The organism is Serratia sp. 121840015-1 (assembly GCF_053627655.1).
The window spans coordinates 45,988-59,567 of record NZ_JBSEYF010000003.1 but is presented as its reverse complement, the minus strand read 5'-3'; the positions used below and the strand labels follow the sequence as shown (position 1 = coordinate 59,567).

Sequence of the window (13,580 nt, the reverse complement as noted above, 5' to 3'; positions counted from 1 at the left end):
TTATCTATAGTTAAATCAATTCGCCGCTAACGGCTCCCCCCACCTGAGGATCTTGCCTTGACGTTTTCAAAACACCCTATCGCCGCGCTGGCGCTGGCAAGCGCCGGCCTGCTGTCGGCGGGCAGCGCGCTGGCCGCTTCCGATGCGCTGGTGTACTGCACCGTCGCCTCGCCGGAATCGTTCAACCCGCAGCTTTCCAGCTCCGGGCCGACCTTTATCGCCACCTCGCAGGTGCTGTACAACCGGCTGGTAACTCTGCGCGAAAGCGATAAAACCCCTGCCCCTTCGCTGGCCACCGAGTGGAGCGTCAGCCCGGACGGCAAGACCTACACCTTTACCCTGCGCCAGGGCGTGAAATTCAACAGCAACAAATATTTCACCCCAACGCGCGACTTCAACGCCGAAGACGTGGTGTTCACCGTGATGCGGCAGAAGGATCCCGCTAACCCGTATCACAAGGTCTCCGGCGGCAACTATGAATACTTCACCGACATGGGCCTGGATAAACTGATCGCCAAGGTGGAAGCGGTGGACGAGCATCACGTACGCTTCACGCTGAGCCAGCCCAACGCCGCCTTCGTCGCCGACTGGGCGATGGATTTCGCCTCAATCCTGTCCGCCGAATACGCCGACGCCATGCTGAAAAAGGGCACGCCGGAATACGTCGACAACTGGCCGATCGGCACCGGGCCGTTCGCGCTGCAGCAGTACAAGCAGGATTCGCTGATCCGCTACATCGCCAACCCGCACTACTGGCAGGGCGAAGTGGCCAGCAAGCATCTGATCTTCTCGATTACGCCGGATCCGCAAACCCGGCTGGCCAAGCTGAAGACCAATGAATGCCAGATCATCCCCGCGCCGCTGCCGGAACAGTTCGCCGCCATCAAGGCCGACGGCAACCTGCAGCTGCACGACATTACCGGGCTGAACGTCGGCTATCTGGCGTTCAACACCCAGAAAAAACCGTTCGACAACCTGCTGGTGCGCCAGGCGCTGAGCTATGCAGTGGACAAGAAAGCGATCGTCGCCGCAGTGTTCAAAGACAGCGGCACGCCGGCCAACTCGCTGCTGCCGCCGGGCATGCTGGGCTACAACGATAAACTGCCGGAGTACGCCTACGATCCGCAGAAGGCGCGCGAGCTGCTGAAGCAGGCCGGGCTGGAGCAGGGCTTTGAGACCGACATCTGGTCGATGCCGGTACAGCGCCCCTACAACCCGAACTCGAAGCGCATCGCCGAGATGATCCAGAGCGACTGGGCGAAGGTGGGCGTGAAAGCCAAGATCGTCACCTGGGAGTGGGGCCAGTATCTGGCCGGGCTGCGCAAAGGCGAACAGCAGAGCGCGCTGTACGGTTGGGTGTCGGACAACGGCGATCCGGATAACTTCGCCACCCTGCTCGGCTGCGCCGGGGTGCAGAGCGGCGCCAACGTGGCGCGCTGGTGCGATAAGGATTACGACAGCCTGATCCAGCAGGCGATTCAGGAAAATCAGCCGCAGGCGCGCGCCAAGCTGTATCAACAGGCGCAGGTGATCTTCGCCAAACAGGCGCCGTGGCTGCCGCTGGCCACCGGCAAAGTGTTCTACGCCACCCGCAGCAACCTGAGCGGCTACGTGGTGGACGTGAACGGCAGCGACTTCGCCAAGGCCAAATTGAACTGATCCCAGGCGCCGCGGCGAGAGCTGCGGCGCTACCCGCCTCATCGCTTAATAAGCTGCCAGCCTCTGAACCTACCGCGCATTAACTTCACAACTTACGATGCTAGCGCCCTCCCCTGCCGCCAGGCATTTAATCCACTAAGTTCATAGCTTAATAAGCGGCGTAATCCCTGGCATTTTGCTTAAACTGCACGCAGGCGCTTTCCTCGCCTGTAACATTTCGTTACCATCGGCACACAGACCCTTTAACATCAAAAGGTAACCCGGTGCAGAACACCTACATGCCGTGGCAAATTCGCCTGCACTGGCTGGTGGCGATCCTGCTGGTCATCACCTGCGTCACCATCGAGCTGCGCGGCTTTGCCGAACCGGGCAGCGCCCCCTGGTACGTGCTGGTTGTCACCCACTTCAGCTGCGGCGTAACGGTGTTTGCGCTGATGATCGCCCGCCTGTTCCTGCGCTGGCGCCACCCTTCGCCCGCTATCGTGCCCAAACCGCCGAAGTGGCAAACCGGCCTGGCGCACCTGACGCACACCCTGATTTACCTGCTGCTGCTAACGCTGCCGGTACTGGGGGTGTACTCGCGCTATCTGGGCGGCAAGGAGTGGTATCTGTTCGGCCTGCCGATGCCGTTCGCCGACGTGGCGGATCGGCCGCAGGCGCGGATGATTATCGGCTGGCACAAAACGCTGGCGTCGTTCGGCTACTGGCTGATCGGCCTGCATGCTGCCGCCGCGCTGTTCCACCACTATATCGTCAAGGACAATGCGCTGGTGCGCATGCTGCCACTGATGAAAAAGCGCTGACTACCTGGCGCCAGGGATGAATTTTCGGGCCACGCCCGCTGACAGGGAATGACATGCAAACCCAATTTTTTCATGTGACCGTCGAGCAATGCGCTAGCCAACAGACGGCGCCCGACAACCTGGTGAGGATCATCGCTTCCGGCCAGACGTTCTTTTTTTACCGTGACGACTTCAGCGACAGCGAAAATCTGCTGGCCAGGCTCGCCGCCGGCGATCGGGTGAAGATTGGCGCCCACCGCCTGCAAGACGGCAGCTATTGGCTGCACTGGCTGCTACACGGCACTAAAGGCCGGCTGGAGCCAGACAGAACGCTGAAATACAAGCTGAAATACTTCGCCCTGCTGGTGCTGGGCGCGGCGCTCACCGGCGGTTTCCCGGCGGCCTTTTTCATCATGGACCGAGAAGATTCCTGGCTGACCATCGCCCTGTTCTTTATCGCCATTATCGCCGGCCTTATCGGCATCGGCCTGGTGCTGTTCGTCGGTTCGGAGCTCCTGCTGATAGCGCACCGCGGCCGCAGGCGCCTGCTCAGGGCGCTGGATCGCGTGCTGCAGGGGCAAGACGTCACGCCGCCCGGCTCGCTCAGCCTGAAAATCCCCGGCATCAGATACCGGGCCATCCGTGCAGACGCAACGTCAGCGCCCACATCGCAACAAACCGAGTTTCCCCTCCCTGACGGCGTCGAGGCCTCCGGCATCGAGACGGTCAACGCCCTGAGCTACGAACTCCTCCACTATGAGATCCCGCGGCAGGTGCAGTATTTGGACACTTATGCGTGGCGCCAGAAGGAGACGCACTTCGCGTTGACGACCCGCGCGCTCAACGTCCCCAATACCAAACTGCATCCGGTATTTCGTCGGCAGCATCCGCTTTTCATCGCCAAAGGCGATCCGCTGCAGGTGTTGTATTGCGAGAACGACACCGTCCCCGAGCTGCCTACGGTGCGTGGGATCATCAATCACCGCGATCGCCAGACCTATCTCATCGGCGGCAGCCGCTACTTCACCGAAGCCGGCCTTAGCCTGAGCGCGCGCGTCGTCTTCATCCTCGGCGCGATCATGATGTGTTTGATGCTCGGCCTTATCGTGTGGGATAACGCCGATACCCCAGCGGGCGTTTACCTGGATGCCTGGACCCTGAAGCGCCTCGGCAGTGAATTGCCGCCGATTCTGCTGCTGCTGATGTTGATGATCAGCGGCCTGGCGCTGCTGATCGAGGGCTTCGCCCAGATCTGTCGCCTCTACGCTTTTGAGCAGCACCGCACGTTTAAGACGTTCAAATACCTGCGCAATCTGCGCCGCAGGCTATGGCGGCAGGAGCAGGTGACGGAGCTGAAATGATGACGTTAGCGCTTTATAAAAGACCCCTTATTATCCTGACGCTGTTTTTGGCCAGCGCGCTGGGCGTCTATTTTCTCGCCCCTGAGCAACGCTATGCACAGTGGCAATGGACCCAGAGCGACGAGGCCTTGCCGACGATAGCCCGTTACGATCTCATCCACAGCTACCCGGCGCAGGACGGCGCTCTGCTGCTCATCAGCAAAAGGAGCGAACGCGGGGCCTACAATAGCTTTTACGGCTGGGCGGCCAACTACCTGAGCCAGGTGTTATTCACCGGCCCGAAGGGGCTGCAGATGCTGGGGCAACTCGACGAGTTGATCTACGATGCGGTTTGCGTCGAGCAGGAGTGCGTGCTTTTTCTGTCCAAGGGGCGCAGGCTGGTCGATGTGCAACGGGGAACCATCGGGCCACTGATCCCCTGGCCCGAGGGCGACGATAGCCTGCCTTCCTTTATCGGCGGCAAACTGGTGGCGCTGCCGGGGAAACGCGCGCTGTATTTCATCAGCACCGAAGGCGTATTCTACAGCCCGGACTTTGGCGCCCATTGGCGGCAAACGCTGGATCTGCCGGCGCAGCTGGACGCGCGGCAGCTGCTGGGCTTTGAGCGCGGCGAGGAGGACTCACCGACGGTTAACGCCGCCGGAAAGCGCAAATCCATGCCCGAGATCTTTACCGCCGTTGATGGCGAACGCGTGCTGTTCTGGATGAACCCGGTGCTCGGCTCCGGCGCCTTGCACATCGCCGTTAACGGCAAAACCGGCGAGGTGGCCGAACTGCATTGGCTAACGGTGCGCGTGAAGGAAAGCGCCCAGGCCCCGGATGGCGGCATCTACCTGATCGCGCAAACGCTGGACAGGGGGCTGTATCAGCTCCTGCGTTATCAATCTAGCGGGCAGCTGACGGTGCTGTTGGAAAACGGCGATAAATCGCTGTATCAGCTGTGGGCGGGCAACGACAAGCTGGTCGCCCAAACGGATAACGGCGATGCGCGCCTTTCGCTGATTTTCGATCTGCGCTCATCCGACGTGCGCTACCGGCAGCCGTTGGAGTACCGCTACAACGGGCGCGACGACGCACGTCAGACCGTGATCGAACCGGAAAGCCACTATGGCGATGACGGGGAGACCCCGCCACTGCCCTACTTCGTCCGCTATCGTTCCACCACGCCGTGAACATAAGGAACTTGCCATGCTGTTAGGTTATGGCGCCGGCGCCGCAGGATTGCTGGCGCTGTTGTTGGCCCTGCTGCTCACCGGTATCCTGCTCACCTGGTGAGGCTGGCGCTACGCTTCTGCCCGCTGCGGCCGCCCGCGACCGCCGCTCTCCTGGGGCGGCTATCTGCTGGCCTCGGCGCTGGCGGTCTACCCGGTGGCGTGCGCGCTGATGCTGATCGGCATGGCCATCCAGGACATCAAGAGCCAGCGGGCGGAAGAACGCTGGAATCAACGCAGCTACCTGACGCTCGACGAGGCAAAACCGTTTGGTGAAATCACGCTGCCGAAGGGAAGCTGGGTAAATCGCCAGGAGCCACGCCTGCCCGGCACCGAAGACAGCCCTATCACGATGGACGGCGTGACCGCCGTGCGTTTTCCTCAGCCACAGAGCGTGGCCGGCGTGCCGATCATCGCCTTTGAGGTTTTACCGCCGGTGATGGAGCTGGCGAGCGCGCACACCTTTACCCGCCCGAGCGGCCAAAGGGTGCGCTGCGAAGCCGGTTGGCTGGTCACCTTCTTGTTGCCGCCGGATCGGCCGGCTCCGCAATGGGAGGAGTGGCAGGCCGGGCTGCCTGCGGCAGCGTTTCGGCCCAGCAGTTGGGCCTTTAGGGAGTGCTTCTCCGGCAGCCCGATCGCCGTACTGACCTTGCACAACGGCGAAGTCAGGGTGCTGCCTTAAGCCTTACGCCGTGGCGTTGGGCAAGCGCACGGTCACGCGGTTATTGGCCGTGGGCAGCTGCAGCGGCGCTTCCTGCCAGCTCACCGCGATAACCAAGACCGGCGGCGCCGCGACACGCGGCGCACGCCCGTCGGGCCCCACGCCGTAGGCATCCCATTCAATCACGAACACGCCGCCGTCTTGCGGCTCGACCCGCTCGACGAAAAAAGTGGTGTCCGAACCGCGCCCGCCCGCCGGTTTGTGCGCGTGAGATAGCAGGCTGAACCACTCGCCGGCGAAGTACAGATGGTACAGACCATCGACAATATGCTCGCCGTGGAACTGGCAGCCGCCGACGCTCAAGCCGTCACCCGCCGGGGATTCCGCCACGCGTTCGAGATCGCGCACAAAACGATCCGTCGGCCGGTTATCCAGCAACAGCTCATAAGGGGGCGCGTGCAGCAACGCGGCCGGATCGTCCGCCTGGCGCAAATCCGTCGGCAACATCGAACGCGCCGCCAGCGCCCGCCCGCTGGGTAAGGCGATCGCCAGACGATCCGCCGGATCCTCAGTCCACTGGGGCACCCACAGACCGCGCACCTGACGCAGCGGCGTAGCCTCCGCCTGCCGACACCTCGCCCGCAGCCGCGCCAGCGCCTCAGCGGAACCGGCGGCCAACGCGTCCTGCTCCCGCTCGGTCAATGCAGGCAGCGCGTACATCACTCGGGCGGCAGGCTCGTACACCGTCAACCCCTCACCCTCGCGGCTGCGGGTCGGGATCAGGCGCAGCTTGCCGCCGTCCACGTCCTGCGGCGCGGCACAGGCGCTATGCACAATCGCCCCGTCACGCAGCAGCAGCGTCCAAAAATTGGGGCCGCCCATGCCCAGTTCCCCCACGCCGCCAATCTGCCGATCGCTGTCGCCGGCGTGCGCCATCTCAATCGGCTGCGAGCGCCAGTCGGTCTTGCGCCATTCTGCCGCCTCTGCGGGGTCTTGCGCGCTTTTAGCGGCGTACTTCGCCCATTGCAGCACGGCAAACAGCGCGATGCACAGCACGCCGAAAACCGGGTGATCCTGCCAAATCAACAACCAACCGACGATCAAAAGGGCCCAGGCGGCCATGGCGATATCCTTTTCAACGAGAAAACCGCCTGATTCTAGCTCAGGCGGTTAGCGGGGTTGAAGCCTATGCCATGAATAATTAGCCGTTAAATAGAAAGGTAATAATTTCATCGTTATTTCTGTGACTATGAAGATCACGTAAATAACGCTTCACAGAGTTGATTTCAACGTAAAAAGATAACCCTCTGTATCTCAATGCAATATTCGCAACCCCATTAAAAGCCAAAAGATAAAAGAGGAAAAAAACCGCAATAATTTGTGTATATTCTAAACATTGACTATGTTTAGACATACTATTTATATGCAGGTAAAAACGCTGAATAAAAAAGTGAAAGGCGTTTAGCAAAGTTGAATCAACCCCGCTAACCGCGAGGGTGGAAAACATTCTATAGCAATATTCCGATGGGATTTTATTTCCACGGAACGGGTAACCTTGCGTTTTATCAAGCCAATAGGCTACACACCGCAATTAATATCATTATTAGTATTCCGGAGAGCGACAATGAAAATCGTTACAGGCATCATCCTTACCTCTGTAGCCGCCTTCAGCGGCGCGGCTTACGCGGCCGATGCGCAGCCTACCACCGGCAGCGCGGCAGTGACGCTGGAACACGTGCACGCCGTGATGGAAAACGGCAGCCCGGCGCCGCAGCACGACGCCGCCTGCAAAAAAGAACTTTCCATGCCGGAATCGAAATATATGGGCATGAAGGTTAAAACCGATTACACCATTAACAGCAGCACCATGATGATGTCGGCCAAATCGATGTTCCCATCACCGGATTCCATGAAGCCCATGGAGCTGACGGTCGATCTCTCCGCGTTGGGCCTGGCGGATGTGTATGCCTTCGGCGCCTTTAAACCGGCCGCACTGCCGCAGGCCTATATTTATTTCACCATCGACAAGAATTTTAAAGATCCGGTCAGCACCTTTATGATCATTAACCAAGGTAAGCAATATAACTGCGTCATTTCCAGCTCGAATAAAATGATGAGCAAAGAGATGCGCGGCAAGATGATGATGAAGAAACAGTAACGGAATGAAAAACGGCGCTTCCCTTAACAGGAGGCGCCGCCAGAAAACGCGTTAAATCAGACCCGGATTGTATTTCTGGTTGAACTTCTCTTCCGATTGGAACAGATAAATAATGCCTTCGATAAAGCCGACAACCGCCGGGATCCCCGTCCAGCAGAACAGCAGGTAGAACAGCCCCCACCACTTCATCCCTAAGTAAAACTTGTGAATGCCCAACCCACCCAGGAAGATGGCCAGCAGGGCCGCCGCGAGCTTGTCTTTTCTGCTCATAGTGCACTTCTCCTAACTTCTCACCGAACCACCGGCATGTCCAAAAAACGGATGCCGCTCCACAGAGCGCCGCATCGCAATGCTTGAGGAGAAAACATTCATCCATCAAGACTCAACAGGGGTAATTATAACAGCGGATGATTAAACGGTTGTTTAACCGGCGAAAAGGTAAGCAAAGGGAATCTGAAGGAGAGGTGGTGCCGATAATAGGAGTCGAACCTACGACCTTCGCATTACGAATGCGCTGCTCTACCAACTGAGCTATATCGGCATCGAGCCGGGCCTGCGGGGCAAGCCGGAAGTGCGTTGAACAAGGTAGACCTGTGCACGAAATGAGTCAATAGCCGCCGGGGCGTTTGGTTGTTTTGCAAGCAGCCACACTGCCGCGCGTTGGCCCTTCCAAAAAAATCAGGGCGCAACACGCTGCGCCCTGACGTCTTTACTGTCGCAATCCGGCCTTAGCTGCGCACCAGATCGTCGCCGTAGCCGATCCACTTGTAGGTGGTCAGCGCGTCCAGGCCCATCGGGCCGCGGGCGTGCAGTTTTTGGGTGCTCACCGCCACTTCCGCGCCCAGGCCGAACTGGCCGCCGTCGGTGAAGCGGGTGCTGGCGTTGACATACACCGCCGAGGAGTCCACCGCGCGCACGAAGTGCTCGGCGCTGCTCAGCGAGCGGGTGAGGATCGCGTCGGAGTGGTTGGTGCCGTGGGTGCGGATGTGGTCGATGGCCTGATCGATATCGTCCACCAGCAACACGTTCAGATCCAGCGACAACCATTCATCGTCGTAATCTTCCGCGTTCACTGGCACCACCGTCGCCGGGCCGCCCTGCAGCAGCGGCAGCGCGTTTTCCGCCGCGTGCAGCGTCACGCCCGCCGCCGCCATTTTGGCGCTCAGCGCCGGCAGGAACTCGGTGGCGATGCTGCGGTTCACCAGCAGCGTCTCCAGCGAGTTACAGGCGCTCGGGCGCTGGATCTTGGCGTTTTCAATCACCGTCAGCGCCTTGTCGAAATCGACGTCGGCATCCACGTAGGTATGGCACACGCCGATGCCGCCGGTGATTACCGGGATGGTCGATTGCTCGCGGCACAGCTTGTGCAGGCCGGCGCCGCCGCGCGGGATCAGCATGTCGACATAGCGATCCAGGCGCAGCAGTTCGTTCACCAGCGCACGATCCGGACTGTCGATCGCCTGCACCGCCGCCGCCGGCAGGCCGCACTGTTCCAGCGCCTGCTGGATCACTTTCACCGTCGCCTGGTTGGTGTTGTGCGTCTCTTTCCCGCCGCGCAGGATCACCGCGTTGCCAGTTTTCAGGCACAGGCTGGCGACGTCGATGGTGACGTTCGGCCGCGCCTCGTAAATCACGCCGATCACGCCGAGCGGCACCCGGCGGCGCTCCAGCTTCAGCCCGCTGTCCAGCAGGTTGCCGTCCAACACGTGGCCGACCGGATCGTTCAGGCGGCACACCTGGCGCACGTCGTTGGCGATCGCCGCCAGCCGCGCCGGGGTCAACAGCAGGCGATCGAGCAGCGCTTCGCTCATGCCGGTGGCGCGCGCTTGCGCCATGTCTTGTTCGTTCGCCAGCAGGATCGCTTCGCTGCTGGCTTCCAGCCTGTCGGCCATCACCGACAGCACCTGATTCTTCTTCGCCGTGCTCAGCACCGCCAGCTGCCAGGAGGCCTGCTTGGCGGCCTTCCCCATCTGCTCCAGCATGCTCACTCCTTAACTGACAATCATATCGTCGCGGTGCACTGCCACCGGACCGTATTCATAACCGAGGATCTCGCTGATTTCCTGCGAGTGGTGCCCGGCGATCATGCGCATCGCGTCGCTGTTGTAGCGGCTGACGCCGTGCGCCAGATCGCGCCCCGCCAGGTTGCGGATGCGGATCACTTCGCCGCGCGAGAAGTCGCCCTTCACTTCGCGAATGCCCTTTGGCAACAGCGAGCTGCCGCGCGCCATCATCGCTTCCACCGCGCCATCGTCGACGGTGATCTCACCGGCCGGTGGCGCGCCGAAGATCCAACGCTTGCGGTTTTCCAGCGGGGTTTCCAACGCGTGGAAACGGGTGCCCACCGGTTTGCCTTCGATCACGTCCGCCACCACGCCCGGCTTGCTGCCCGCGGCGATCACCACGTCGATGCCGGCGCGGCAGGCCACGTCGGCCGCCTGCAGCTTGGTGCCCATGCCGCCGGTGCCCAGGCCGGAGACGCTGTCGCCAGCGATGGCGCGCAGCGCGTCGTCGATGCCGTGCACTTCACGGATCAGTTCGGCCTGTGGGTTGTTGCGCGGATCGGCGGTGTAGAGGCCCTGCTGATCGGTCAGCAGCAGCAGTTTGTCGGCCCCGGCCAGAATGGCCGCCAGCGCCGACAGGTTATCGTTGTCGCCCACCTTGATTTCGGCGGTGGCGACGGCGTCGTTCTCATTGATTACCGGCACGATGCGGTTGTCCAGCAGCGCCGTCATGGTATCGCGCGCATTGAGGAAGCGCTCGCGGTCTTCCAGATCGGCGCGCGTCAGCAGCATCTGCCCGACGTGGATGCCGTAAATGGAGAACAGCTGTTCCCACAGCTGGATCAGCCGGCTCTGCCCCACCGCTGCCAGCAGCTGCTTGGAAGCGATAGTGGCGGGCAGCTCGGGGTAGCCCAGGTGTTCGCGCCCGGCGGCGATGGCGCCGGAGGTGACGATGACGATGCGGTGGCCCGCGGCGTGTTGCTGCGCACATTGGCGCACCAATTCGACAATGTGGGCGCGGTTCAGACGCAGCGATCCGCCGGTCAACACGCTGGTGCCCAATTTCACAACCAATGTCTGGCTGCCGTTCATAGTATTTCTGCCGTGTGTAATGATGAGAAGAAGAGTGCAAAGGTCTTTGTAACAGGAGAGACGCGTTATGCCAACAGGCACAACGCGAAATCAGCACAATACGTGGTCAAACGGGGTCAGGCGGAGAGTTTGATCAGTTTTTCTTTGAAATCGTCGGCGGGTTCCAGCCCCAGTTCCATGGTCGCCAGCAGTTCGCCCAGGCGGCGATGGAAGTCGCGCAGGGTGTCTTCCAGCTTGGCGTTCACTTCATCATCCTTAATGTTTTGCGCCGTCCAGTCGCCTTCCTTGTCGAACAGGCCGAATTGGTACGAATAGGTGAAGCGCGCCTCTTCCGCCTGCAGCTCCATCCACCAGCCCCAGAACTCACGCTTTTCCGGAGCGGGCTTTACATTGACGCAGACGGCCAAACAATCAAAGAAAAACCGGTCGTTCTCACATTGCCCTTCACGCAGGTACGGCCCCAAGCTGGCAAAACGTTTCATTAGTCGGCTTTTAGGGTGACCACTCGGTAACGTCATTCTCTAACCTCCTCAATGTAGACCACTCTTTTTAACAAACTGTTAAAATTTAGCAACTAATTAACGCATTTTGTCCCTCAGCCAACCGGACATCTGCAGCAACGCCCGGTGGAAGCTGTCGTAAACCGGGGTGCGCGGGATGGCGACCAGCTTGCCGCTCACCGAGGAGGTGACGATCAGCTGCGACTCCTCTTTCGGGCTGAGCGTATCGCGCTCCCAGTAGCCGGAGATCATCGGCGTTGGGCAGCGGCGCCCCAGCAGCCCCTGCATTTTCAGCGAGTAGCTGTTCAGCTCCACCTTCAGCACGTTGTCGGAAGCGTTGGCCATGCCCATGCGACTGGCCAGCACATCCATATACATGTCCGGCACGTTCAGCTGGGTGCTGCTGTCGCACAGCAGGCGATGCACCACCGGCCCCAGGCAGGCCACGCCGCGCAGCCGCTGCGGCTCCAGGTAGGCCAATCGCACCGCCACGTTGGCGCCGAAGCGGAAGCCAAAGGCGCTCACCCGCTGATGGTCCACCCACGGCACCGAGGCCAGCTGGATCAGCACCTGTTGGTGCAGGTAGCTGGAGTCCTGCGTCAGCTTCCATTTGCAGGAGGAGCCGATCGACGGCATGTCGAGCGTCAGCATGGCGATGCCGTGCGGCGCCAGGTAATCGCGGAACAGGCGGTGGTAGTCGGTCTGCAGCGTGTCGAGGCTGCCGCACATCAGCACCGTCGGGAACGGCGCTTCGCCCTTCTCCGGCATGTGCAGGAAACCGGTGACGCTGCCGCCGCCCTCGATGCGAAACTCCAGCTCTTTCAGCTGATACGGCAGCAGCAGCGCTGCCTCTTCGTAAGCGCGGTTGGCGAGCATCTCCGCCTGTTCGGCCAGCTCGTCGCCCTTCAGGTGCGGGTAACCGGCGATGCTGTACAGGCTCGCGGCCTTCAGCCAGTATTCGCCGCCGAGCAGCGGATCCTGCTGCTCCGTTGCCCGCTGCTGCCACCGCATGCCCTGATGGATCCACTCGTAGATCCAGTTGCCGTTGCGGTAACCCACCACGGTATCCAGCCGCTGCGGATTGCTGCGCTCGGCGTCCGAGGCGGCGATGCGCGCCAGCACTTCGTGGATTTCGATCGGGCTGACGCCGCGCCAGGCCCACAGCAGCGGATTCAGCATGCGGTACCAGTTGCCGGTGGTGTCGCCTTCCAACGCGGAATGCATGGCGGCGCTCACTTTGTTGCGCGCGCGCAGCACCAGCGTCGAGGTTTCAGGGTGTTTGAATTTGGGCTTGAAAAGAATTTCAGAAAGGTTGGCCTGTGCCATGGTAACAACAGCCTCCGTAAATCTGGCGATAGGCCGCAAAAGGCCTACTTAACTGGAGGTAGTGTACCTAACTCTGGCGGGATAAACCAAGATAACGCAAACGCCCGGCATAACCGGGCGTTTGGCTGGAACGGGCTGGGCTTAGCGGCCGCCGATAGGGGGAACGAAGCTGACGCCCATGTCCCACGGCTGTTCGATCCAGGTATCCTGCGGGATGTCGACCACGTAGTCGTCCACCAGCGGGCGGCCCGCCGGTTTGGCGAAGATGGTGACGAAATGCGCTTTCGGGTACATGTCGCGGATCGCTTTCGCGGTGCCGCCGGTATCCACCAGATCGTCCACCACGATGAAGCCTTCACCGTCGCCTTCGGCGCGCTTGAGCACTTTCATTTCGCGTTGGTTGTCATGGTCATAGCTGGAAATGCAGACGGTATCCACATAGCGGATGCCCAGTTCGCGCGCCAGCAGGCCCGCCGGTACCAGACCGCCGCGGCTTACGGCAATGATGCCTGTCCATTTGTCGGCAGGCAGCAGGCGGTGCGCCAGCTTGCGTGCGTGTATTTGCAGCATATCCCAGGTAACAACGTATTTTTCGCTCATAGAATCGTGTCCCAGCCGGCGGTGAAGCGGCTTATTTTATAGTTCAGGGGAAAAAAGGTTGCGCGAGATTATAGAGACTGGCCGCATTGAATTCCAGCTGTACCGAGGAAAACCTCGCGATTTCCGCCGCGCGGCTTTCCGGTGATTGATGCTGAAAAAACGAACGTTCCCGCAGCGAAGCCGTGTGATCAAGCGCTTAAACCGCACAATACGGGGCGCGCACCGCC

Annotated in this window: 13 protein-coding genes and 1 tRNA gene; 6 read left to right on the top strand and 8 right to left on the bottom strand. The window is 60.8% G+C overall.

The window, feature by feature from the left end; translation table 11 throughout:
- Positions 1-57 precede the first annotated feature (57 nt).
- The 5 genes from ACUXAC_RS16535 (at position 58) to ACUXAC_RS16515 (ending at position 5,695) form a co-directional block, all read left to right on the top strand.
- Positions 58-1,659, top strand: coding sequence for an ABC transporter substrate-binding protein (locus ACUXAC_RS16535; protein ID WP_055312975.1), 1,602 nt, complete (start codon positions 58-60; stop codon positions 1,657-1,659).
- 278 nt (positions 1,660-1,937) lie between these two features.
- Positions 1,938-2,462, top strand: coding sequence for a cytochrome b561 (gene cybB / locus ACUXAC_RS16530; RefSeq protein WP_072265465.1), 525 nt, complete (start codon positions 1,938-1,940; stop codon positions 2,460-2,462).
- Positions 2,463-2,515: 53 nt separating this feature from the next.
- The gene (locus ACUXAC_RS16525) at positions 2,516-3,802 is read left to right on the top strand and encodes a hypothetical protein (RefSeq protein ID WP_387443368.1); all 1,287 of its coding nucleotides are present in this window, start codon (positions 2,516-2,518) and stop codon (positions 3,800-3,802) included.
- Positions 3,799-4,974 (top strand): hypothetical protein, encoded by a 1,176-nt coding sequence (locus ACUXAC_RS16520; RefSeq protein ID WP_387443365.1) that lies wholly within the window; start codon positions 3,799-3,801, stop codon positions 4,972-4,974. The genes ACUXAC_RS16525 and ACUXAC_RS16520 overlap by 4 nt, the downstream gene beginning before the upstream one ends.
- A 211-nt stretch (positions 4,975-5,185) precedes the next feature.
- Entirely contained in the window at positions 5,186-5,695 is a 510-nt protein-coding gene (locus ACUXAC_RS16515) for a hypothetical protein (protein WP_454266786.1), read from the top strand.
- A 3-nt stretch (positions 5,696-5,698) separates the two neighbouring features.
- On the opposite strand, the gene ACUXAC_RS16510 is transcribed toward ACUXAC_RS16515, so the two are convergent.
- Entirely contained in the window at positions 5,699-6,796 is a 1,098-nt protein-coding gene (locus ACUXAC_RS16510) for a hypothetical protein (RefSeq protein ID WP_387443363.1), read from the bottom strand.
- A 502-nt stretch (positions 6,797-7,298) separates the two neighbouring features.
- Here ACUXAC_RS16510 and ACUXAC_RS16505 point away from each other — a divergent pair.
- Entirely contained in the window at positions 7,299-7,832 is a 534-nt protein-coding gene (locus tag ACUXAC_RS16505; protein WP_387443360.1) for a hypothetical protein, read from the top strand.
- Positions 7,833-7,883: 51 nt separating this feature from the next.
- On the opposite strand, the gene ACUXAC_RS16500 is transcribed toward ACUXAC_RS16505, so the two are convergent.
- The 7 genes from ACUXAC_RS16500 to gpt all read right to left on the bottom strand — a co-directional run bounded on the left by ACUXAC_RS16500 (position 7,884) and on the right by gpt (position 13,353).
- Positions 7,884-8,102: a TM2 domain-containing protein gene (locus ACUXAC_RS16500; protein ID WP_342100711.1), complete on the bottom strand. Its 219-nt coding sequence runs from the start codon at positions 8,100-8,102 to the stop codon at positions 7,884-7,886.
- 195 nt (positions 8,103-8,297) lie between these two features.
- Positions 8,298-8,373: transfer RNA gene (locus ACUXAC_RS16495), tRNA-Thr, on the bottom strand.
- A gap of 187 nt (positions 8,374-8,560) precedes the next feature.
- A complete protein-coding gene (gene proA, locus ACUXAC_RS16490) occupies positions 8,561-9,814 on the bottom strand; it encodes a glutamate-5-semialdehyde dehydrogenase (RefSeq protein ID WP_060440625.1) in 1,254 nt (417 codons plus the stop codon).
- A 9-nt stretch (positions 9,815-9,823) separates the two neighbouring features.
- Positions 9,824-10,927: a glutamate 5-kinase gene (proB, locus tag ACUXAC_RS16485; protein ID WP_015376738.1), complete on the bottom strand. Its 1,104-nt coding sequence runs from the start codon at positions 10,925-10,927 to the stop codon at positions 9,824-9,826.
- Positions 10,928-11,043: 116 nt separating this feature from the next.
- Positions 11,044-11,445, bottom strand: a complete 402-nt coding sequence (crl, locus tag ACUXAC_RS16480; protein WP_004930258.1) for a sigma factor-binding protein Crl — start codon at positions 11,443-11,445, stop codon at positions 11,044-11,046.
- A gap of 60 nt (positions 11,446-11,505) precedes the next feature.
- On the bottom strand, positions 11,506-12,753 hold the full coding sequence (gene frsA, locus ACUXAC_RS16475) for an esterase FrsA (RefSeq protein ID WP_330113300.1): 1,248 nt from the start codon (positions 12,751-12,753) through the stop codon (positions 11,506-11,508).
- A 141-nt stretch (positions 12,754-12,894) separates the two neighbouring features.
- Positions 12,895-13,353 carry a xanthine phosphoribosyltransferase gene (gene gpt, locus ACUXAC_RS16470; protein ID WP_019454300.1) on the bottom strand — a complete coding sequence of 153 codons (459 nt, stop codon included), beginning with the start codon at positions 13,351-13,353 and terminating at the stop codon, positions 12,895-12,897.
- Between the last annotated feature and the right edge of the window lie 227 nt (positions 13,354-13,580).

What these genes read in the sequence shown, in the direction of transcription:
- ACUXAC_RS16500 (WP_342100711.1), bottom strand. Translation starts at nt 8,102, where the DNA reads ATGAGCAGAAAAGACAAGCTCGCGGCGGCCCTGCTGGCCATCTTCCTG.
- ACUXAC_RS16525 (WP_387443368.1), top strand. Translation starts at nt 2,516, where the DNA reads ATGCAAACCCAATTTTTTCATGTGACCGTCGAGCAATGCGCTAGCCAA.
- ACUXAC_RS16510 (WP_387443363.1), bottom strand. Translation starts at nt 6,796, where the DNA reads ATGGCCGCCTGGGCCCTTTTGATCGTCGGTTGGTTGTTGATTTGGCAG.
- ACUXAC_RS16520 (WP_387443365.1), top strand. Translation starts at nt 3,799, where the DNA reads ATGATGACGTTAGCGCTTTATAAAAGACCCCTTATTATCCTGACGCTG.
- frsA (WP_330113300.1), bottom strand. Translation starts at nt 12,753, where the DNA reads ATGGCACAGGCCAACCTTTCTGAAATTCTTTTCAAGCCCAAATTCAAA.
- cybB (WP_072265465.1), top strand. Translation starts at nt 1,938, where the DNA reads ATGCCGTGGCAAATTCGCCTGCACTGGCTGGTGGCGATCCTGCTGGTC.
- ACUXAC_RS16505 (WP_387443360.1), top strand. Translation starts at nt 7,299, where the DNA reads ATGAAAATCGTTACAGGCATCATCCTTACCTCTGTAGCCGCCTTCAGC.
- ACUXAC_RS16515 (WP_454266786.1), top strand. Translation starts at nt 5,186, where the DNA reads ATGCTGATCGGCATGGCCATCCAGGACATCAAGAGCCAGCGGGCGGAA.
- proA (WP_060440625.1), bottom strand. Translation starts at nt 9,814, where the DNA reads ATGCTGGAGCAGATGGGGAAGGCCGCCAAGCAGGCCTCCTGGCAGCTG.
- crl (WP_004930258.1), bottom strand. Translation starts at nt 11,445, where the DNA reads ATGACGTTACCGAGTGGTCACCCTAAAAGCCGACTAATGAAACGTTTT.
- proB (WP_015376738.1), bottom strand. Translation starts at nt 10,927, where the DNA reads ATGAACGGCAGCCAGACATTGGTTGTGAAATTGGGCACCAGCGTGTTG.
- gpt (WP_019454300.1), bottom strand. Translation starts at nt 13,353, where the DNA reads ATGAGCGAAAAATACGTTGTTACCTGGGATATGCTGCAAATACACGCA.